The sequence below is a fragment of the Halomonas litopenaei genome (assembly GCF_017303055.1).
In the GTDB taxonomy this organism is placed as follows: Bacteria; Pseudomonadota; Gammaproteobacteria; order Pseudomonadales; family Halomonadaceae; genus Halomonas; species Halomonas litopenaei_A.
In genome coordinates, this window is record NZ_JAEKJT010000001.1 from 500,642 (window position 1) to 521,674 (window position 21,033).

The window sequence follows — 21,033 nt, forward strand, 5'->3', positions numbered from 1 at the left end:
TTGCGGCGTCCCCGGCAAGATGTCACGACGTGCTCGAGTGCATGAAACGGAAAACTCGTTCAGGTCTAACCAGTGTCAACATCCCCGGGGGTTTTTGAATATGGCCCGCACTTGCTGGTGGTGCGGAGAAGCGGCCCTGCCGCACTCAACGTTGATCACGTAGGAACATCATGAGCGAAAGCTTTGCTGAACTGTTTGAACAGTCTCTCCAGGACATCAACATGGAGCCGGGCGCGATCGTCGCGGCGACTGTCGTCGACATCGAAGGTGACTGGGTCACCGTCAATGCCGGCCTGAAGTCCGAAGGTCAGATCCCTGCCGCGCAATTCCGCGACGACAGCGGCGAGCTGACCATTGCCGTTGGTGACGAGGTCCACGTGGCCCTCGAAGCCGTGGAAGACGGCTTCGGTGAAACCCGCCTGTCCCGCGAGAAGGCCAAGCGCGCCGAAGCGTGGAAGGTGCTGGAAGCTGCCTTCGAGAAGGAAGAGATCGTCAAGGGCGTGATCAACGGCAAGGTCAAGGGCGGCTTCACTGTCGACGTCGACTCCATCCGTGCCTTCCTGCCGGGCTCCCTGGTCGACGTTCGTCCGGTGCGCGACACCACGCACCTGGAAAACAAAGAGCTGGACTTCAAGGTCATCAAGCTCGATCCGAAGCGCAACAACGTTGTCGTTTCTCGCCGCGCCGTGCTCGAAGCCGAGAACAGTGCCGAGCGTGAAGCTCTGCTGGCGACCCTGCAGGAAGGTCAGCAGATCATCGGTATCGTCAAGAACCTGACCGACTACGGTGCCTTCGTTGATCTGGGCGGCGTTGACGGCCTGCTCCACATCACCGATATGGCGTGGAAGCGTATCAAGCATCCGAGCGAAATCGTTGCTGTTGGCGACGAGATCAGCGTCAAGGTGCTCAAGTTTGACCGTGAGCGCAACCGCGTTTCTCTGGGTCTCAAGCAGCTGGGCGAAGATCCCTGGGTCAACATCAAGGATCGTTACCCGGAAGGCACCAAGGTGCACGCTCGCGTCACCAACCTCACCGACTACGGCTGCTTCGCCGAGCTGGAAGAGGGTGTCGAAGGTCTGGTTCACGTCTCTGAAATGGACTGGACCAACAAGAACATCCATCCGTCCAAAGTGGTTCAGGTCGGTGACGATGTCGACGTCATGGTGCTGGACATCGACGAAGAGCGTCGTCGTATTTCCCTGGGTATCAAGCAGTGCACTGCCAACCCGTGGGAAACCTTCAACGCCCAGTTCAACAAGGGCGACCGCGTTGCGGGTACCATCAAGTCCATCACCGACTTCGGTATCTTCATCGGTCTGGACGGTGGCATCGACGGCCTGGTTCACCTGTCCGACATCTCCTGGACCGAGACTGGCGAAGAAGCCGTGCGCTCCTTCAAGAAGGGCGACGAAGCGGAAGCCGTCATTCTGTCTATCGATCCGGAGCGTGAGCGCATCTCCCTGGGTATCAAGCAGCTCGATACCGATCCGGTTGCCGAGTTCCTGTCTGTGAACGACAAGGGCACTGTGGTCACTGGTCGCGTTGTTGAAGTTGATGCCAAGGAAGCTCACGTCGAGCTGGCTACCGACGTCATCGCCGTGCTGAAAGCCTCTGAAATCAGCGCTGACCGCGTCGAAGATGCACGCAACGTGCTGAACGAAGGCGACAGCGTCGAGGCCCGCATCGTCGGCGTCGATCGCAAGAACCGCCAGATCGCCCTGTCCGTCAAGGCCAAGGATCAGGACGACACGCGTCGCAACATGACCAAGCTGCGCGAGCAGGAAGTCGAGACCGGTGGCCCGACCACCATCGGCGACCTCATCAAGCAGCAGATGGGTCAGGACTAAGTCGCCCCTCGACTCACGTCGAGCACGACAAGGTTCAAGGCGCCTCCTTCGGGAGGCGCTTTTTTTGTCTCATCATTTTTACATGCACCGCTCGCTTGGGGCCTCGCATATAAGGTGACGGCACAATACCAAGTGCACCGACGGAGACATTGGGCGGGTACTTAGCAACCCCGACACGGCGAAGCGAATAGACGGAGTGATACTGGACGTGGGTTCCAAGGCGTCAAGCCGATCTTGCTAGTTGTAAATATATGTCAGATTGGCGACGCCTCGGCCGGGCAAGACGCCCTTCCTGCAAAGACGCTTCTCATAGCAAGACAACCTTCATAGCGAGAAGATCTTCATGAACAAAGACCCTTCAGGGAAAGATAGCGCTTTATAAAAGCGCTATCTCCTTTGAATGGGTGTCCTCCGCGAAAACCCTATGCAAACCCCCGTGCAAACCGAGAGGGCGGGGCATAGCGGTCACACCACCATATGCTGAAAGAGGTTGTCAGGGAGAATGAGAGAGCCATCTCTGTGATACCGGCCACGCCTTGCTGGTGAATGCTTCACCAGATCTTGTTCGCCGTAACATGGAGGCGCGCTCTTCGTGGCATCTAGATGCCGAGCGTACCCGAAAATAGCGAGCGCCTGGCAATAGACGGTGCCTCGCAATAGAGGATGCCTGGCGATAGATCGTTCTGAGCGGTAGAGAGCTCCTGGTGATAGATCGTTCTGGGCGGTAGAGACTGCCTGGTAATAGATCATCCAGAGCCGTAGAGAGCCTTTGTCAGCTTGGTGCTCCAGTGCCGTGGGTAGCGTCAAGGAGGGTGGGATAGCCGTGTGTCTGTGCATTCAGGGATATGGCGGGAGCCCATAGTAGGCTCACTGCGGTAGGGCGCTGCTGTTGTCGTGTGGCGAAGGCGATAACGGCAGGGCAACAGTTAATACTGTTTACTTTGTGAGACAAGGGTGTTGAATGTCGCGCCTGTATCGATATGGCGACATATTGTTCCACGCACCGTTGCCAAATATGCCTCAATTATATTAGTAAAATCTTTAATGGCTATTTCCTTTTTTTGTTCACGTTGTCATATGTTCGCTCAAGCCAAGTATTCCATTCCGCTTGCCAGATAGTGGGACAGAAGGCGGGGCTGGACAGCGTTAGCGATGGGGGTTAGGTTAATTATTGTCCGATCTTGCCCCTACATTGCCGTAGTGTATCTATCATTGTGGTGTCTCGACCTAGTGTGCGTTGTTAAAGATGGTTGTCACACAGAGATGCAAGAGTGATAATACCGCGGCATCCGAAAGCAACTACTACAGGTTTACGCCAATGTCTTCATTGTTGAATGACTACATGCAGATGGAGCAGCAGCTGCAGCAGCTCCAGCAGCGACTCGATCAACTGCAGAATGACGATCGTCTCAAGTCAGAGCTCGAGTTCAAGGGAAAGCTCGAAGAACTGATGAAAGAGTTCGATAAGAGTTCCTCCGACGTTATTGCTATCCTTCAGCCGAAGCCCGCTGCCGCTGGCAAGGCTGCTGCACCCGCCGCTGGTGGTCGCCGCAAGCGCAAGCTGAAGATCTACAAGAACCCGAATACCGGCGAAGTGGTGGAAACTCGTGGTGGTAACCACAAGACACTGAAAGCCTGGAAGGAAGAGCACGGCAACGATACCGTCGAATCCTGGCTGGTTCGTGTTGAAGGCTAACGCCAGCGCTTTGTGACGGAACGGTGATACGGCATTTGATGTAGCGTAGCTCCCGTCATGATCGCTCGCCCGGGTAGGGAACGGTGAAATGTCACCGTCATCCTGCTCGGGCGATGTCGTTTTAACGCCGGTAGGGCGAGGCTTGGTGTGTCCTTTAGGCGTTTACTTGATATCGCCTCGCCACCGTCAGGGCACATAGCCCACCAGCGTCACTTGGTTGATACTGTCGCCGGCACCCGGGGGGGGGGCTCTCACATCCCGCAGGGTTCTTGTAGAGTCTGATGACGAGGGTGGTATAGAGGGTGGCTGCCCCCGAGATGTGGCCCCTGTGGCGTCCAGGCAGGGCAGCCAAGGCTGTGTCCATTGTGTTCTTGGATGTATCGCTCTATGTCATGGCGTGACATTGCGCTGACAGCATATAGGCGTGGCCGTGCAGCAGGTCAGCCTGATCGCCGTAGCACGATGCCTGCTGTCCGTTGCCTGGGGGAAAGGTCAGGGGTGCAACTGATACAGAGGGGACAGTCGCCTTGGATGTCTTGAAGGTCGTTATCCGGGCAGTCGTCCTGGCTAGCGCCAAGGCTATTGTTGGGGCAGTGGCTCGGGTTGTAGAGTGGCGTAGATTGCTGCAAGCGCCTCGTATTCCCCGCTGTCTGCTTGTGGGTAGCCCCTTGTGGGTAGCCCCTTGTGAGTAGCCGCGTGTGGTAAAGGCAGCGTACAGCCCTCAGTAGTGGCTGACGGTGGCAGCGACGGCGTGAAATTCTGGTATGATGACCGCAGAAAAAAAAGTGGCCACGGAGGTGGCCACTTCAAGGGAAGGCATGAATATTGGTTCGCGGAAGGTCAGTCTTCCTCGAGTAGCGGCAATCTCAGTTCCAGCCCATACTTGCCTTTGACCAGTTGCGGTGCCTCACCGCTGAGGTAGACCCCGTGTTCAGACAGTCCTCTGCAGGCCATGAACAGCATTGCACTGGTGAGGTGTGAACTGTCCTCAAGGGTGATGCAGGCATGACGCTGCGCCGGCAACATGACGAGTCGGAAGGGCAGCGGTAGCGCCAGGCGGTGGGCATGTTCCTCGTCGACATGGACCCCAAGGTCGATACGCGGGGATTCACTGGCCAGCGGATGGTCATGCAGGATGGCGATTGGCGCTGCGTTGGTGAGGCGTGCCGGCAGATCGTAGGCGCCTTCTGCATTGCGTTGCCAGTTATCCAGGTTCTCGATGATTTCTGGCGGCTGATACAGACGGGTGACCGCGGCGCGGCGCAGAGGCAGGTCTGCCATCTTGACCGAGAAGTGAGGCAGGTTGTGGCGCTGGCGGTAGAGTTCCAGGCGCTGATTCTGACGATATTCGCGGGGGGCGACGCGATAGCGGCGCTGGAAGGCGCGAGTAAACGCCGAGTGGTTGCGATATCCGCAGCGCCTGGCGATATCATGGACGCCGTGTGGCGTGTGGATCAGGAGCCTGGCGGCTTTTTCCAGTCGCAGCATGTCGCGATAGGCGCTGGGCGAGATGCCAAATGACTGGCGGAAGCGCCTGCGCACCTGAGATGAGGAGTACCCCATACGGGTGGCGAGGTCTTCAATACTGAGCTGGCTGTCCAAGGTCTCCTGGAGCCAGATTTCGGCGCGCATCATCTCGTTGAACATGGTCATGCCTCCCTGAACCATCGCGATGGACCTGACCCCTTGCTGGGTCCTCGGAGGACGAATCCGAGCGTCTGTCCCGTGGTCATTGTTACCGGGACATCCATCTGTCCCGAAATATAATGATGAAAGTTTGTTGCGTTAAGATACATCCTGTTACGTAGTTATGCAGTCTAGCTACTTTGGTTGGCAAGTGCAATGTGCCGTTTTGATTGTTTGTGCACAAAAATCCTGTGCCATTTGAGCAGTTAAGATGCTGTTATTGAGGAAGAAATCGCGATTTCTTGGTCCTTTTTTGATACGCTGGTTTGCCAGCATGCTCGATTCGGCTTATCCCTGTTGATGTTAACGACTGGTAACAAATGAAATCTCAGAGTTCCCCCAAGCCTATGGACGAACGCGAAAAACTGCGCCGCTTTCGTGAATTGGATGATGCCTTCGCGGAAGCGCTTCGCAGCCTGGACAACCCGAGCAAGGCCGCCGAGATTCCCACCGGACCGCCTGTGCGCACCATTGACAGCGTCGAGGAAGAGGAGCGTCGGCAGCGTGAAGAAGACTTCGAGCGTCGCCTGCATGCGTTGATTCAGGAATACGCCCAGAGTCCGGAAACGGTCTCCGAACTCGTTACGTTGCTGCACTCCATGGGGCGTGTGGCCTGATAGCGCTGCCTGCCGGTGATAGCCTTAGTCGGGCCATCGTTCACCTGGGGCGTTGCGGTAGTGACGCACGAAATTACACTTTGTGACATGATGGCCTGACTGTGCTGTTTCTGCAGTCGTCTTGGGCGACGACCCCTTGCTGGATATTCCGCAAAAGACTGTCAGTGATATCGCACGTCTAGGGCGCACTGACGCCGCCAAGGGGAGTATCGACCCTGACTGGCCTGGCGTCTGTCGCCTTGCTGGCGTACAGGCAGTGGTTGCTGGCGGCACGGAGTGCTGGTGCGATCAACGGTAGCGGTAGGCTCTTAGACTCGGCAGAAAAGGTGTGTCTTCGAGGCGTTCGTCACTGCGCCGGGCGCGCTGACGCTCCAGTGGCGGGGCAAGCGGAGGCAGGTTGTGTCGTGGAAGGTGCTGCTGCGGCAGGAAAAGCGGTAGGGCGACATTCATGGCTCGCCGCATGCGGCCGTCAGTCAGTGGCTCGTGATAGAAGAGATTGGCGCGCATCAGCGGCGCCTGGCGTTGCACCTGTGCCAGCATCTCGCTTGAGGGAATACCCGCTAAACGCTTCAGTTGTATGCGGATATGGGCCGCCTCGCTGTCGAGTGCCAGCAGTTTCTGTTCCGCATCGGCCACACTGATCCGCTTGATCGACCTGCCGCTGCTGTACCATGCCAACCGCACGCGATCCACGGAGGCCTCGGCCACGGGGACGTGGCGCCATGCCTGTTTCAGGTGAAGACGGGCAAGGCCGGCACCGCCTAGATGCTGGTTGAGGTCGGGATGTCGCTGGGGCAGCCGAGCCTTGATCTCTGCCATCAACTGCGGCGAGTGCTGACGAATCTCTGCCAGTTGGTGGGACAAATCACTCTTGGCCTCATTCAATCGTTGCGCAGCGGCGTAGGTGGCGTCGTCGCAGCAGACCAGTCCAACGTGGCTTTGGGTGACTCGGCCATCCTGGCCGTCGACATACCATAGGTCGAGCAAGGACTGGCGAAGCCACTCAGGATCCACCTTATCCCTGCCAAATGCCCATCCGCCGAGCCCGGACGCCGCCCAGGCATCGGCGACCTGATGCGCCCTGTCTACCAGGCGATCAAAGGCCTGATCGAGTGCCGCGAGCCATTGATAGGACGGCGCTGAGGCTGACGTGTCGTGCCCATCGCGTGGCATTGGCTCAGTCCTGCTGGTACAGGTCGCGTTCTGCCCGCGCAACCCATTCGTCAATACTGGTTTCGTCCATCGCGGGCTCTCCCGCAATACGGTGGCTGCCGTCGGCCCATGCGCCCAGATCGAGCAGCCGGCAGCGTTTGCTGCAGAAAGGCCGAAACTCGTTGTCGCTGGTCCAAAGCACCTCTTTGCGGCACTGGGGGCAAGCGACCTTGAGTGGCCCCTGGGATGCCGTTTGGGACATGTTGGGTCTCCTTGTGTCAGGTGGTGGGGCTTGGCACCGTCTTCAGCGGTGCTCGCCATATGTCTCGGAATGCGGTTGGGGCGTGAGTCTGGAGCTGCGAATGGCTATGCGCCAGTACTATTCACCAATGCTATTCACCAGTGCTATTCACCAGTGCTATTCGCTGAGCATCAGTTGTATCAGCTACCCGCCATGGCACGATAGCGTTCATCCAGCGCTTTGACCGCGTCGACTAGTGCGCTGAGATCCCCTTCGTTGACGAGGACGTCATCGGCGAGAGAGAGGCGTTTTTCCCGCGGCATTTGTGAACCCAGAATAGCCTTCGCCTGGTCAGCATCGATCTTGTCGCGGGCCATGGCGCGTTCCATCTGGACGTCCTCGGCCACGTCGACCACAAGCTTGCGCTGGACCATGTCGGCTTGACCGGACTCAAACAACAGCGGAGAAACCAGCAGCACGTAGGGGCTGTCCTGCTGTTGCAGCAGGGCCAGTCGTGTGGTCAGCCGTTCTCTGATCCGTGGGTGGGTGGTGGCTTCGAGCCAGCGACGTTCCTTTTCGTTGGCAAAGACGATGTCACGCAGTGCGCTGCGGTCGAGACGACCTTCACGGTTGAGGATGGTGTCACCGTAGCGATCGACGATGGCCTTCAAGGCCGGTTCACCGGGGGCCACCACTTCACGCGCAATGTCATCGGCGTCGACCCACCTGACACCAAGCTCGCCGAACAGTCTTGCGACAGTCGATTTTCCTGAGGCGATACCGCCCGTCAATCCAATGATCATGCCGCCATTACTCCATTGTTGCCTTTGTGACGACCCTCATGGGTCGCATCATGCGCCAAGCATGGCCTTGTACGTCAATAGCATTTCTTCGCCCGCCAGTAAGGCCAGGCCGCCAGCGATGACCAGGGAGGGCCCGAAGGGCAGCGCCTGTCCTTTGAGATGTGGTCTTTGCCACTGTACCAGCAAGCCCGAAATCACGCCCACTACCGCGGCGACAAGAACGACCAGGGGCAGCAGCTGCCAGCCCAGCCAGGCACCGAGGGCGGCGAGCAGCTTGATGTCGCCACGCCCCATGCCTTCACGCTGGGTGATGGCGTTGAAGATCGCACCTACGGCCCACAGCACGCCATAGCCTGCCACCACCGCGATGACCGCGTCTGCCAAATGCGCGGGGCTGAATAGTAGCTGGTAGAGCAAACCTGCCCATAGTAGCGGAAGGGTCAGTGCGTCCGGCAGCAGCTGGGTGCGCAGATCTATGACGGCCAGTGCCAGCAGGGTCAGGCATGCTGCGAAGATCCATAGCGCGCTCCATTGCAGTCCGAACAGCTTAAGGCAGGTCAGCGCCAGGATGGCGCTGGTCAGTTCGACCAGCGGATACTGGACGCTGATACGTCCCTTGCATTCAGCGCATCGACCGCGGCGCTTGATCCAGCCCACCAGGGGCAGATTGTCGTGCCATGCGATGGGATGTCCGCAGCGGGGACAGCATGAGCCGGGGCGGGCCAGCGAGATGGGAGCCTCGATGTCATCCTCAAGCTCCAGAGCGGCACGTGCCTCGGTGCGCCACTGCTGCATCAGCATGACGGGCAGGCGGACGATGACGACGTTCAGGAAGCTGCCCAGGCAAAGTCCCAGGGTGATGACAATGATGGTGGTTATGACATCCATAGGCAGCAGTGCGGCTCCAGCAGCAGGTAAATCGAGAGAACGGACCCTGAGGTCCGCGGGTGCTATTCTATCGTCGCTGCCATGGGTTGTCTGTGGTCGTGCCTGGCATTGCGCTGTCGGGGTGTCACGACGTAGCCCATTGGTCTAGAATCGTTCCCTTTTTTCCGACCAGGTAAGCGACATGACCCAGACATTCGGACCTGTGATGCTGGATCTCGATGGCCTCGAGCTGTCGGCCGAAGAGCGCGAACTGCTTCTGCATCCCGCCCTTGGCGGAGTCATCCTGTTTGGCCGCAACACCCATGATGCCGATCAAGTCAGGGCGCTGTGCCGGTCGATCCGAGAGCTGCGTCCCGGCCTTCTGCTGGGGATCGACCAAGAGGGTGGCCGCGTGCAGCGGCTCAAGGAAGGGGTGACGCGCTTGCCGCCCATGTCCCGGCTGGGTCAGGAATACCGCAGCGCGCCTGAGGTGACCTTGCGCCTGTGCCAGGATGCCGGCTGGTTGCTTGGCATGGAGATGGCGGCCTGTGGGCTGGATCTCAGCTTTGCTCCGGTGCTGGATGTCGATGTAGGCCTCTCGTCGGTGATTGGTGACCGCAGCTTCGATGCAGATCCCGAGGTGGTGGCGCGGCTCGGTGGTGCCTTTATCGAAGGGCTGCACGAGGCGGGCATGGCGGCCGTCGGCAAGCATTTTCCCGGGCACGGTGGGGTCAAGGCGGATACCCATCACGAGGTCGCCCGGGACGAGCGGAGTCTCGATCAGCTGCGTCAGCACGACCTGGTGCCCTTCGAGCGTCTGGCCGGCAAGCTGGATGGCATGATGCCGGCTCACGTGGTCTATCCGGCGTTCGACCCTCGTCCGGCGGGCTTTTCGCCCTCCTGGCTGGGGATGCTGAGGGAGACCCTGGGCTTCAAGGGCACCATCTTCTCCGATGACTTGACCATGGCAGGGGCGCAGGTCGCCGGTGGCCCCGCTGAGCGCGCCAAGGCTGCTCTGGAGGCCGGTTGCGACATGGTGCTGGTATGCAATGACCGTCCAGCTGCCACGGCGGTGCTTGATGCCTGTGTCGATCAGGCGCCGCGCAGGGCCTCGCGTCTTCGCTATGCCCGAGCCCGCCCCGACCTTGATGCCCTGTCTGCCTTGTCGCGCTGGCGCCGTGTCCACGCGCGCCTGGCGGCGATGACTTCTGATTGATGAATGAAACGAGCTGACTGATATGCCGAAACTTGATCCTGCCCATAGCGCCTCACGTGATGACATGCGTGAGGTAATGGACACCGCCGACTGCCTGATCAGTCATGATGAGGTAGAGCGTGCGTTGGACCGCATGGCGGAAGAGATCACCCGGGACCTGGGTGACAAGCTGCCGGTGTTTTACTGCGTGATGAACGGTGGCTTGATCACCACGGGACATCTGTTGCCCCGGCTCGGGTTCCCGCTGGAGGTGGACTACCTGCACGCCACGCGTTATCGCGGCAAGACCCGCGGCGGAGAGCTGTTCTGGCGAGTGTCGCCAGAGATCCCCATGGCCGGCCGTGATGTGGTGATTGTCGATGACATTCTCGACGAGGGCGCGACCCTGGCGGCCATTCTGGACTATTGCCGTGAGGCAGGGGCCAAAAGCGTGTCTACAGCCGTGCTGGTGGACAAAAGCCACGATCGCAAGGCGGTGCCGGGCCTCAAGGCAGATTACTGCAGTCTGGAAGTGGCCGACCGCTACGTGTTCGGCTTCGGCATGGACTTCAAGGGCTACTGGCGCAACGCGCCGGGGATTTTTGCTCCCAAGGGCATGTAGACCCGCCTGCAGATATCCAGGCCAGGCCCGCCCGCCTGGCCAGACAAAAGGCGTCCCATTGATGGGGACGCCTTTTTTGCGGCTGGGTCTCAGCGATTGAGTATCAGTGCTTGAGTGTCAGCGCTTGAGTTTCAGGGAGTGGCCCACGAGCCAGGGGGCTTACAACCCTAGTTCGTCGGTGGCTTCCTTGCGCATCTTGAACTTCTGAATCTTGCCGGTGACGGTCATCGGGAACTCGTCGACGAACTTCACGTAGCGGGGCACCTTGTAGTGGGCAATCTTGCCTTTGCAGAATGCCTTGAGAGCGTCTTCATCGAGGTGCTCGCCCTCGCTCAGCTTGACCCAGGCCATGACCTCTTCACCGTACTTGCGATCCGGCACGCCGATCACCTGCACGTCCGAAATGGCGGGGTGGGTATATAGGAAGTCCTCGATTTCGCGCGGATAGATGTTCTCGCCGCCACGAATGATCATGTCCTTGATGCGTCCGACGATCGAGACATAGCCCTCGTCATCCATGGTCGCCAGGTCGCCGGTGTGCATCCAGCCTGCCGCATCGATGGCCGCAGCCGTTGCCTCATCATTGTTCCAGTAGCCGAGCATCACGCTGTAGCCGCGCGTACACAGTTCGCCAGGCTCCCCCCTGGGCACGACGGCCCCGCTGTCAGGATGCACCAGCTTGACTTCAAGATGAGGATGAATGGTGCCCACGGTGGTCACGCGCTTGTCCAGCGGGGCGTCAGTGGTGGTCTGCAGGCTGACGGGGCTGGTTTCGGTCATGCCATAGCAGATGGTGACGTCCTGCATGTTCATCTGGTCGATGACGCGGCGCATGACCTCGATGGGGCAGATGGAACCCGCCATGATGCCGGTACGCAGTGACGACAGGTCATAGCGCTTGAAGTCGGGATGCTCAAGCTCCGCAATGAACATGGTGGGCACGCCGTACAGTGTCGTCGCCTTCTCCTCGGACACCGCCGCCAGAGTGGTCTCCGGGTCAAAGCCGTCGGCGGGGTAGATCATGGTGGCACCATGTGTCACGCAGCCCAGGTTACCCATGACCATCCCGAAGCAGTGGTACAGCGGCACCGGGATGACCATCCGGTCCTGATCGGTGAGGTTCATGGCGCGTGCCACGAACATGCCGTTGTTCAGGATGTTGTGGTGGGAGAGGGTGGCGCCCTTGGGGGCCCCGGTGGTGCCGGAGGTGTACTGAATATTGATCGGTTCATCGAACTGCAGGCCCGCCTGGACCTCGGCAAGCTCCGCCGCGCTGACTTCTTCCGTGCGATCGAAGATGCGCGGCCATGCCAGCATGCCCGGGAGTGCCTTGTCGGCGTCGAGGCAGATGACGCGCTTCAGCTCTGGCAGGCCCTTGAGCGTCAATGGACCCGCCCCTGGGATATCGTGAAGCTCGGGCGCCAGTTCCGCCAGGGTGGCCACATAGTCCGATGTCTTGAAACTGCCCTGCAGGATCAGGGTCGAGGTGCCGGACTGCTTGAGCGCGTAATCGAGCTCATGGGTGCGGTAGCTTGGATTGATATTGACCAGGATGGCGCCGATCTTGGCCGTGGCGAACTGGGTGATCGTCCATTCGGCGCAGTTGGGCGACCAGATCCCGACCCTGTCGCCTTTCTTTACGCCCATCGCCAGCAGCGCTCTGGCAGCCTGGTCGGTCACTTCTCTGAGCTCTTGCCAGGTGTAGCGCAGTCCCTGATGTCGACTGATGAGGGCGTCCTGGTCAGGGAAGCGAGCGACCGTCTCGTCGAAGCAATCACCAATGGTCTGGCCCTTGAGAGGCTGGTCGCTGATCCCGCTCACATAGCTGGACGGGATCCTGGGGGCTGAATGGGCGGTCTGGCGTGTCATTGTGGGTCTCGTTATGTCGTCGGGTTGTTCTGGATGTTGTCGTTATTGATGGTCAGGTCGTCATTGGCCGACGGGGTGCTGAGGCCGGGGCGAGTCGGCTGAGGTTCGGGTTCAGCCTCTGAGTGAGCGCGTCACTCGTCCAGCTGATCGAGAGCCTCTCTGGCGCGCCGGTCGACGTCGTCCATCTCCAGGCGCATCAGGCGTATGTCCTCAAGCTGACGATCCAGTTCAGCGCGTTTTTCGGCGATGATTTCCAGAAGTCGCTTCAACTGGCGCGCATTTCCGTCGGGCATGGCGTCGTACATCATGACCACTTCGCGAATCTCGGCCAGAGAGAAACCCAGGCGCTTGCCTCTCAGGGTCAGCTTCAGCCGCACACGATCCTTCTCGCGATAGATGCGCTTCTGTCCTTCGCGTCGAGGCGCCAGCAGCCCTTCCTGTTCATAGAAACGAATGGTGCGGGGGGTGACTTCGAACATCTTGGCCAGTTCACCGATGGTGTAATGGCGAGACGTCACGGAGACCCCAGTAGAGCCCTTCGCTGTTTGCCCGGCGCTGGCAGCCCCTGGGCGAGTGGTAGAGGGGGCGCTGGCAGGTTTGCTCATGATGCGTTGTCCTGTTGAGGGACCCGATGTACTGGAGTCCTTGGAAGAGACACTAGTCAAAGTTGACGTTAACGTAAAGTGAATGTTGCTGGGTCGGTGACGACCCTCACCATGCAAGGCCAGGGTCCCGTACTCGCCAACCAGGCGCGGGCAGGGCTGGCGTTTGAGGCTATTGGCCGACACATGGCGTGAGCGATATCGACGGTGTGTACGACTATGGATTGATAGGTACACAACCAAGCAAGTGCTAGGTTGGGGCCGCATAAGGTGCCCGTAGCAGCGCCGTCATCGCGAACACCCCGACGAGCCTGTAGTCGCTGAGCCGCCTGTCGCGCAGTCCCCATGGCTCACGTTGCAGGGGCTTGGCGCAGGGCGTCGTCGGTAGGCTGACACGGGCCGATCCAACATGAATATCCAGGGATGAGGCGGCCACCGCCATCCTGGAGACGAGGAAGCTGTCATGGACTTTGCTCTCACCGATGACCAGAAGGCCTTGGTGGCCGCCGCAGCGGATTTTTCACGTGTCGAGCTGGCCGATCATGCGGCCGAATGGGACGCTCAATCACACTTTCCCGTGGATGTGATCCGGCGTGCTGGAGAGGCCGGTTTTCTTGGCATCTATACCCCTGAAGAACAGGGCGGGCTCGGGTTGTCGCGCCTGGACGCCTCACTGATCTTCGAGCAGCTGTCCCAAGGCTGCATCGCCACCACCGCGTATCTCACCATTCACAACATGGTGACCTGGATGATCGCCAATTGGGCGGTTGACGAGGTGCGCAGTCAGTATGTGGAGGCCATGGTCAGCGGTGAGCTGCTGGGATCCTACTGCCTCACCGAGCCAGGTGCCGGTTCTGACGCGGCCAACCTGCGAACCAAGGCGGTGCGTGACGGTGATCATTATGTCATTGATGGCGCGAAGATGTTTATCTCTGGTGCCGGTGCAACTCAGGTGCTGGTGGTCATGGCACGCACCGGGGCAGCGGACAGTGGTGCCCGTGGCGTATCGGCCTTCGTCGTGCCGGCCGACGCGCCGGGCATCAGCTACGGCAAGAACGAAGACAAGATGGGCTGGAAGAGCCAGCCGACGCGCTTGGTCAGCCTTGATGGCGTGCGCGTGCCGGCCAATCATCGCCTGGGCGAGGAAGGCGAAGGGTTTCGGTTTGCCATGAAGGGGCTGGACGGTGGCCGTCTCAATATCGCCAGCTGTTCACTGGGCGCTGCGCAGCACGCGCTGACGCTGGCGCGCAATTATCTGGGTGAGCGCAAGCAATTCGGGCGTGAGCTGGCCTCCTTCCAGGCGTTGCAGTTCAAGCTGGCAGACATGGCGACCGAGCTGATGGCCGCTCGCTTGATGGTGCGCCAGGCCGCCTGGCGATTGGATCAGGCCGACCCCGAGGCCACCGCGCATTGCGCCATGGCCAAACGCTTTGCCACCGACATCGGTTTCAAGGTCTGCAACGAGGCGCTGCAGCTGCATGGGGGCTACGGTTATATCAGGGAATACCCCTTGGAGCGCCTGGTTCGTGATACCCGTGTCCATCAGATCCTTGAGGGCACCAACGAGATCATGCGACTGATCGTCGGTCGTCGGCTGCTTGCGGATGGTGTGATCGAAGCGCTTCAGTAAGCGCCGCCGACACATCTAGCCCTGTGCGGTTGGCCATCCCCAACGTCACGGTATTTCACTACGGCAAGGCATTTCACTACGGCAAGGCATTTCATTACGGAGAGTATCTTGCATGCATCAGGATCTGGTCAGATTTCAGCGGCGACCTGCAGCGGGTGGCGGCTGTGTCGGTATCGCAACCCTTAACGCGCCCAAGGCACTCAATGCCCTGTCGCTGGAGATGATCGAGCAGCTGGATGAGCGTCTGGAAGAGTGGGCCCAGGATCCCGACGTGCACGCCGTCTGGCTGCAAGGGGAGGGTGACAAGGCATTCTGCGCCGGGGGCGACGTGGTCGCTTTGGTGCGCGAGTTGCAGCGAGAGAAAACGCAGCGGGTCCAGCCAGGTACCTACGCCACCCAGTATTTTGCCGCCGAGTACCGGCTTGACTACCGTCTGCACACCTACCCAAAACCGCTGCTGGTGTGGGCCGACGGTATCGTCATGGGGGGAGGCCTGGGGCTGACCGCCGGTGGCCGCCATCGTCTGGTCACCGAGACCACGCGCATCGCCATGCCCGAAGTGACCATCGGGCTGTACCCGGATATCGGGGCCAGCTGGTTCTTGAACAAGATGCCTCCCGGCGTAGGCCTGTACCTGGGCTTGACCGGTGCCAGTATCAACGCGCGTGACGCCCTGGACCTGGGCATGGCCGATCGATTCGTGCCCAGGGAGCGCGGTGACGAACTGTTGGACGCCTTGTGTGACTGCCACTTCGCCGCCGGTCACGTGGTCGATGCTGAGGCACTGGTATGCGAGGTGCTGGCCCGCTTTGAGTCACCCGAGCAGGCTCCCGCAGCGCAGGTCTGGCCGCATCTCGATCACCTGCGTTCGCTGGTGGGCAAGGGGCGGGTCGAGGATGCCGTCGCTGCCATCACCGCCGATCACAGTGACGACGCCTGGCTCGCCGCCAATCGCAAGCGACTCACCCAGGGATGCCCGCTGACCGCGCACCTGGCGTGGCACATGCTTAAGCGACATCGCCACTCGTCCCTTGCGGATACCTTTCGGGATGAACTGGTGGTGTCGGTGCAATGCAACGTGCTGGGAGACTTCGCCGAGGGTGTAAGGGCACTGCTGATCGACAAGGACAAGTCACCGCAATGGCGTCACCGGGACGTATCCAGCGTGCCTGCGGCTGATCTGGCGGCCATGTTCGGCGCGCCCTGGGGCAAGGCTCCCGGCCCGCTTGATGACCTGTAGCGGCCCCCAGCAGCGCGCGCCGGCCTTATAGACATATTCTGATGAAGGGGCGGTGGAAGGTTCTGGCGCTTGTTCAAGCAAGACCAGTCGGCGGATCACCCTATCGCCAGCAACAACGAAAACAATGCAAACCGTCCTGAGCACAGCCAGGACATGTGGAGACAGCCAATGCACATTGCCTTTATCGGGTTGGGTAACATGGGGGCCCCCATGGCGGCCAATCTGGTCAACGCGGGTCACCAGGTCTGCGTGTACGATCTCGTAGAAAGCGCCATGGCCGCGCTGGAGCAGAAGGGGGCACGGCGCGGGGTGTCGGCCATTGATGCGGCCACCGGGGCCGACGTCGTGGTATCGATGCTGCCGGCTGGCGCCCACGTCAAGGCGCTGTATCTGGGGCGTGACGGAGAAGCGGGCTTGCTGGATGCCCTGGAAGGCACCCCCCTGCTGCTGGATGCCTCCACCATTTCGCCGGATGACGCGCGGCTGGTGGCGGCGGAAGCGGCCAAACGTGGGTGTACCTATCTGGATGCGCCGGTGTCCGGGGGTATCGGTGGAGCCCAGGCCGGCACCCTGACCTTTATCGTGGGCGGTGACGCAGCAGGCTTCGAGCGCGCCAGGCCGGTGCTCGAGGTAATGGGCAAGAATCTGTTTCACGCTGGCGGCAGCGGTAGCGGCCAGGTGGCCAAGATCTGCAACAACATGCTGCTGGGTATCCTGATGAGTGGCACCGCCGAGGCGCTGGCGCTGGGGGTGAAGAATGGGCTCGACCCCGCGGTGCTGTCCGACATCATGAACCAGAGCAGCGGCGGCAACTGGGCGCTCAATGTGTATAACCCCTGGCCAGGTGTCATGGAGGGATCTGCGGCCTCGCGTGACTATCAGGGTGGCTTTCTGACGGATCTGATGGCCAAGGACCTGGGGCTTGCCTGGGAACTGGCGCTTGGCTCCCGCTCCAGCGTTCCCATGGGCTCGCAAGCGCGCAATCTCTTCGCGCTGCACAGTGCCCAGGGTAACGGGGGCCTGGATTTCTCGAGCATCCAATCCCTGTATCGCGCCGGAGAGCCAGGTCAGGACTGACGCTTTGGTGTGACGGCTGAGTGATCAAGCGGCACCGCCTGCCCAGGCGGTGCCGCTTTTGTTTGGGGCGCGTTGCGCCGCTCGCGGATGTCCTCAGCGCTTGCCTAGGTTTCAGCACATTGGGGCAGCATCACGTTGGGTTCGACCAAGGTGGTGGTTGGCATCATGGGGAATTAGGTCTACATTTATCCAAAATGTAGATATTTTGGAGTTTGGCTAATGAGCAGCATTACCCCCGTCACCTGGGACGACCCCTTCCGTCTGGTCGATCAGCTGAGCGAAGAAGAGCGAATGGTCCAGCAGACCGCTCACGACTATTGCCAGGAAAAGCTGTTGCCGCGGGTGCTCGAAGCCAACCGCCATGAGCATTTCGATCGCGAGATCATGAACGAGATGGGCGAACTTGGCCTGCTGGGCGCCACCATCGACGGCTGGGGCTGCGCTGGCATGAACTACGTCAGCTACGGCTTGATAGCGCGTGAAGTGGAGCGCGTGGATTCCGGCTATCGCAGCGCCATGAGCGTGCAGTCGAGCCTGGTGATGTACCCGATTCACGCCTTTGGCAGCGACGCCCAGCGGGATCGCTACCTGCCTAAGCTTGCCAGCGGTGAGTGGGTTGGCTGCTTCGGCCTGACTGAGCCAGACCATGGTTCTGATCCGGGCAGCATGTCGACGCGGGCCTATCGCACGCAGTCGGGCTGGAGGCTGAACGGTACCAAGACTTGGATCACCAATTCCCCGATCGCCGATGTCTTCGTGGTGTGGGCCCGTGACGAGGAAGGGGTGATTCGCGGCTTCGTGCTGGAGAAAGGCATGCCGGGGCTTAGCGCGCCCAAGATCGACGGCAAGTTCAGCCTGCGTGCATCGATTACCGGTCAGATTGCGATCCAGGACGTCGAGGTCTCGGATGAGCAGCGTCTGCCTGGCGTGCAGGGACTCAAGGGGCCATTTTCCTGTCTCAACCGTGCGCGCTATGGCATCAGCTGGGGCGCCATGGGGGCGGCCGAAGCCTGCTGGCACGCGGCCCGTGACTACACCCTCGAGCGCAAGCAGTTTGGTCGGCCGCTGGCGGCGAACCAGCTGATTCAAAAGAAGCTGGCGGATATGCAGACCGAGATTGCCCTGGGCCTGCAGGCCTCGCTGCGAGTGGGGCGGATGATCGACGAAGGCCAGCTGGTGCCGGAAGCGATCTCCCTGATCAAGCGTAACAATTGCGGCAAGGCGCTGGATATCGCTCGCCAGTCTCGCGATATGCACGGTGGCAACGGCATCAGCGACGAGTATCACGTGATCCGTCATGTGATGAACCTGGAAGCGGTCAACACCTACGAGGGCACCCACGACGTCCACGCCCTGATCCTCGGGCGCGCCCAGACCGGCCTCCAGGCCTTCAGCGGTTGAGCGAGAGGGTCACGATGAGCGAGATGTCGACTGCTCCAGCTGCCGGTCCCGGCCTGGGTGCGAATCAACCGCTGTCCGGTGTGACGGTGCTCGACATGTCACGGGTACTGGCGGGACCCTGGTGCGGTCAGCTGCTGGCTGACATGGGGGCCAGGGTGATCAAGATCGAGCATCCAGGCCGGGGTGATGACACGCGTGGCTGGGGTCCCCCCTGGCACCAGGGGGTGGCGCAGGCTGAGCAGGACGTCGAACGTCAGGCGGCGTACTACCTGTGTGCCAATCGGGCCAAGCAGTCGCTGGCGATCGATATTGCCAGCGGCGAGGGCCAGCGCCTGGTCAAGGCGTTGGCCCGCGGCGCGGACATCGTGCTCGAGAACTTCAAGGTCGGAGGGCTGGCGCGCTACGGCCTGGACGCTGCGTCGCTGCGGGCGCTGAATCCTGCTCTGGTGGTATGTTCCATCACCGGCTTCGGCCAGACTGGCCCCTATGCCCATCGGGCGGGTTACGACTTCATGATCCAGGCCATGGGCGGCTTGATGAGCCTGACCGGCGAAGCCGATGGCATGCCGATGAAGACAGGCGTGGCCATCACGGATGTGATGACGGGACTGTACGCTGCCGTTGGCGTTCTGGCGGCACTGAATCGCCGGCGTGACACCGGGGAGGGCAGCCATGTCGACCTGGCACTGCTGGATGTCCAGGTGGCGACCTTGGCCAATCAGGCGCTGAACACGCTGGTCAGCGGTCGTGCGCCAGAGCGCTATGGCAACGCCCACCCCAATATTGTTCCGTACCAGGCGTTTGCCTGTCGGGATGGGCACCTGGTACTGACAGTAGGCAATGATGGGCAGTTTGCACGCCTCGCTGAACTGCTCGGTCATCCCGAGTGGAGTCAGGGCGAGTACGCCACCAATGAAGGGCGTGTGGCCCATCGTGACGACCTGGTGGCCTTGATCCAGGGCATACTCAGCGGCGATGAACGGGATGTGTGGCTGGCGCGATTCGAAGCCTTGGGCATTCCCGCAGGGCCGATTCACACCCTGACGGAGGTGTTTGCCGATCCCCAGGTGCAGCACCGGGGGATGGCCCGTGAGATTGATGGGGTGCCCCAGGTCGCCAACCCGCTGCGCTTCGATGGCGAGAGTGCCACCGCCGATGTTCCACCCCCCAAGCTCGGCGAGCACAGCGAGCGTGTGCTGGCCGACATGGGGCTCAGTGCAGACGATATCGCACGACTCAGGCGCGAGGGCATCATTCGCTGAGGCGCCTGGTCCCTGGTGTTGCTTCTCAAGTAATACGTGGATGTTGCTGCTCAGGTCAGATGGTTGTCCCAGCGCAGCGGCAGCGAGGCGACCAGGCTATGGTGACCTGACGACGCAAGGTGGTGGACATCACCGCTGCCGGTGGTGATCAGATAGCCGCCGCTGCCGTCGCAGCGAAGCCCGGCAGCATCGTCGATCGGGAGGTCTGCCTGCAGCGCGCCACTGTTACGGTCGATCAGCAGCACGCGGTTTCCTCTGGGTGCAGATACCGCTGCAGTGGCGGCAACCTGGCTGACCGCAACACTTGCCGTGTATTGGGCAAGGCCCGCCTGGATCTGGTCGGGCAGGGTCCACTCCTCAAACCCACCATCTGCGGATCGCCTGGCGATCAGCGGGTGGTGGGTTTCCCATTCGGGGCCCTGGAATTGATAGCCGACGATGATGCTGCCATCGTCGGCAATATCCAGGTGGCGGCAGCTCAGCTGGTGGTGAGACGGGCGGTGGCGCTCCACAATGTCACCGCTCTGGCGATCGATCAGCAGCAGGGCCGGTGCCATCTCGGCCAGGTTGAGCTTGGCGCGGCCGCTTTCGGGACGGGTCAGGATGCCGCCCAGGGCGATCGCCAGGCTGGCACCGTCGGGCATCAGGCCGATCTCGTGGGGCCCGATACCGTCCAGCTCCCACTCGTTCACCAGGCGATAGTGATCCTCTGCATCCCGCACCTGCACCAGGCCCATGGCATCCTCGACGCGATTGGCGGTGAGGTAGAGCCAACGGCCGCTGGGGTCGAACACCCCATGTCCATAGAAGTGGCGCCCGTCACCCGCTTCAATGGTCATCAGCGTCGCTTGATGCGATGCGTCGATGACGTGGAAGCGGTAGCCGGGACGACGTGCAAACAGCACCGCCTGGTCGTGGCCTGGCCGCAGGCAGCCGCCGTGACAGCGCTCTGGCGCGGGCAGCAGAAAATGCTCGCTGCCGTCACGCCGAACACCCGCCAGGTGATGGCCGCCATGGGAGTCGTCCACCGCGCTGAAAAACCACTCACGCCGCTGCTGCTCGTCGCTGGCCCACAGCGATGTGGGCAGACCCGATAACGCCAGGCCGGTCAGGGCGAGTCCCGCACTGGAGCTGACCAGCAGCCGTCGGCGCAGGGGGTCCTGAACCGACGCTTGCCGAGACGTCGACGGCGGTCTGCGGCCGATGGCTAGCCTCGATGACATGGG

At 61.0% G+C, this 21,033-nt stretch carries 18 protein-coding genes; 10 read left to right on the forward strand and 8 right to left on the reverse strand.

Going from position 1 to position 21,033, the window contains the following annotated elements; translation table 11 throughout:
* Positions 1-170 precede the first annotated feature (170 nt).
* On the forward strand, positions 171-1,847 hold the full coding sequence (gene rpsA, locus JF545_RS02155) for a 30S ribosomal protein S1 (protein WP_206938138.1): 1,677 nt from the start codon (positions 171-173) through the stop codon (positions 1,845-1,847).
* Between the two features lie 1,318 nt (positions 1,848-3,165).
* On the forward strand, positions 3,166-3,543 hold the full coding sequence (locus JF545_RS02160; protein ID WP_206938140.1) for a histone-like nucleoid-structuring protein, MvaT/MvaU family: 378 nt from the start codon (positions 3,166-3,168) through the stop codon (positions 3,541-3,543).
* Between the two features lie 840 nt (positions 3,544-4,383).
* On the opposite strand, the gene JF545_RS02165 is transcribed toward JF545_RS02160, so the two are convergent.
* Positions 4,384-5,190, reverse strand: coding sequence for a helix-turn-helix transcriptional regulator (locus JF545_RS02165; protein ID WP_206938142.1), 807 nt, complete (start codon positions 5,188-5,190; stop codon positions 4,384-4,386).
* A 359-nt stretch (positions 5,191-5,549) separates the two neighbouring features.
* Between JF545_RS02165 and JF545_RS02170 the strand changes: the two genes are divergently transcribed.
* On the forward strand, positions 5,550-5,846 hold the full coding sequence (locus JF545_RS02170) for a hypothetical protein (RefSeq protein ID WP_206938145.1): 297 nt from the start codon (positions 5,550-5,552) through the stop codon (positions 5,844-5,846).
* 288 nt (positions 5,847-6,134) lie between these two features.
* Here the strand turns inward: JF545_RS02170 and JF545_RS02175 are convergent, their stop codons facing one another.
* The 4 genes from JF545_RS02175 to JF545_RS02190 all read right to left on the reverse strand — a co-directional run bounded on the left by JF545_RS02175 (position 6,135) and on the right by JF545_RS02190 (position 8,930).
* Positions 6,135-7,019 carry a DNA replication terminus site-binding protein gene (locus tag JF545_RS02175; protein ID WP_206938147.1) on the reverse strand — a complete coding sequence of 295 codons (885 nt, stop codon included), beginning with the start codon at positions 7,017-7,019 and terminating at the stop codon, positions 6,135-6,137.
* A gap of 4 nt (positions 7,020-7,023) precedes the next feature.
* Positions 7,024-7,260 carry a DNA gyrase inhibitor YacG gene (gene yacG / locus JF545_RS02180; RefSeq protein WP_206938156.1) on the reverse strand — a complete coding sequence of 79 codons (237 nt, stop codon included), beginning with the start codon at positions 7,258-7,260 and terminating at the stop codon, positions 7,024-7,026.
* 179 nt (positions 7,261-7,439) lie between these two features.
* Positions 7,440-8,042: a dephospho-CoA kinase gene (gene coaE, locus JF545_RS02185; protein ID WP_206938158.1), complete on the reverse strand. Its 603-nt coding sequence runs from the start codon at positions 8,040-8,042 to the stop codon at positions 7,440-7,442.
* Between the two features lie 48 nt (positions 8,043-8,090).
* Positions 8,091-8,930, reverse strand: a complete 840-nt coding sequence (locus JF545_RS02190; protein ID WP_206938160.1) for a prepilin peptidase — start codon at positions 8,928-8,930, stop codon at positions 8,091-8,093.
* A gap of 181 nt (positions 8,931-9,111) precedes the next feature.
* On the opposite strand from JF545_RS02190, the gene nagZ reads away from it, so the two are divergent.
* Positions 9,112-10,125 (forward strand): beta-N-acetylhexosaminidase, encoded by a 1,014-nt coding sequence (gene nagZ / locus JF545_RS02195; protein ID WP_206938162.1) that lies wholly within the window; start codon positions 9,112-9,114, stop codon positions 10,123-10,125.
* Between the two features lie 22 nt (positions 10,126-10,147).
* Positions 10,148-10,726 (forward strand): hypoxanthine-guanine phosphoribosyltransferase, encoded by a 579-nt coding sequence (locus JF545_RS02200; RefSeq protein ID WP_206938164.1) that lies wholly within the window; start codon positions 10,148-10,150, stop codon positions 10,724-10,726.
* Between the two features lie 159 nt (positions 10,727-10,885).
* Here JF545_RS02200 and JF545_RS02205 read toward each other — a convergent pair whose 3' ends face one another.
* Together JF545_RS02205 and JF545_RS02210 are read right to left on the reverse strand one after the other, a co-directional pair.
* Positions 10,886-12,595: an AMP-binding protein gene (locus JF545_RS02205; RefSeq protein WP_206938166.1), complete on the reverse strand. Its 1,710-nt coding sequence runs from the start codon at positions 12,593-12,595 to the stop codon at positions 10,886-10,888.
* 131 nt (positions 12,596-12,726) lie between these two features.
* Positions 12,727-13,200: a MerR family transcriptional regulator gene (locus tag JF545_RS02210; RefSeq protein WP_206938168.1), complete on the reverse strand. Its 474-nt coding sequence runs from the start codon at positions 13,198-13,200 to the stop codon at positions 12,727-12,729.
* 460 nt (positions 13,201-13,660) lie between these two features.
* Between JF545_RS02210 and JF545_RS02215 the strand changes: the two genes are divergently transcribed.
* From JF545_RS02215 to JF545_RS02235, 5 genes are all read left to right on the forward strand, one after another.
* Positions 13,661-14,827: an acyl-CoA dehydrogenase family protein gene (locus JF545_RS02215; protein WP_206938179.1), complete on the forward strand. Its 1,167-nt coding sequence runs from the start codon at positions 13,661-13,663 to the stop codon at positions 14,825-14,827.
* 112 nt (positions 14,828-14,939) lie between these two features.
* Complete coding sequence (locus JF545_RS02220) at positions 14,940-16,067, forward strand: enoyl-CoA hydratase/isomerase family protein (protein WP_206938181.1); 1,128 nt, start codon at positions 14,940-14,942, stop codon at positions 16,065-16,067.
* Positions 16,068-16,235: 168 nt separating this feature from the next.
* On the forward strand, positions 16,236-17,144 hold the full coding sequence (gene mmsB, locus JF545_RS02225) for a 3-hydroxyisobutyrate dehydrogenase (RefSeq protein WP_206939194.1): 909 nt from the start codon (positions 16,236-16,238) through the stop codon (positions 17,142-17,144).
* A gap of 219 nt (positions 17,145-17,363) precedes the next feature.
* Positions 17,364-18,545: an acyl-CoA dehydrogenase gene (locus JF545_RS02230; RefSeq protein WP_206938183.1), complete on the forward strand. Its 1,182-nt coding sequence runs from the start codon at positions 17,364-17,366 to the stop codon at positions 18,543-18,545.
* Between the two features lie 23 nt (positions 18,546-18,568).
* A complete protein-coding gene (locus tag JF545_RS02235) occupies positions 18,569-19,807 on the forward strand; it encodes a CaiB/BaiF CoA transferase family protein (protein WP_206938185.1) in 1,239 nt (412 codons plus the stop codon).
* A gap of 50 nt (positions 19,808-19,857) precedes the next feature.
* On the opposite strand, the gene JF545_RS02240 is transcribed toward JF545_RS02235, so the two are convergent.
* Positions 19,858-21,030, reverse strand: a complete 1,173-nt coding sequence (locus tag JF545_RS02240; RefSeq protein WP_206938187.1) for a DUF1513 domain-containing protein — start codon at positions 21,028-21,030, stop codon at positions 19,858-19,860.
* Positions 21,031-21,033 lie beyond the last annotated feature (3 nt).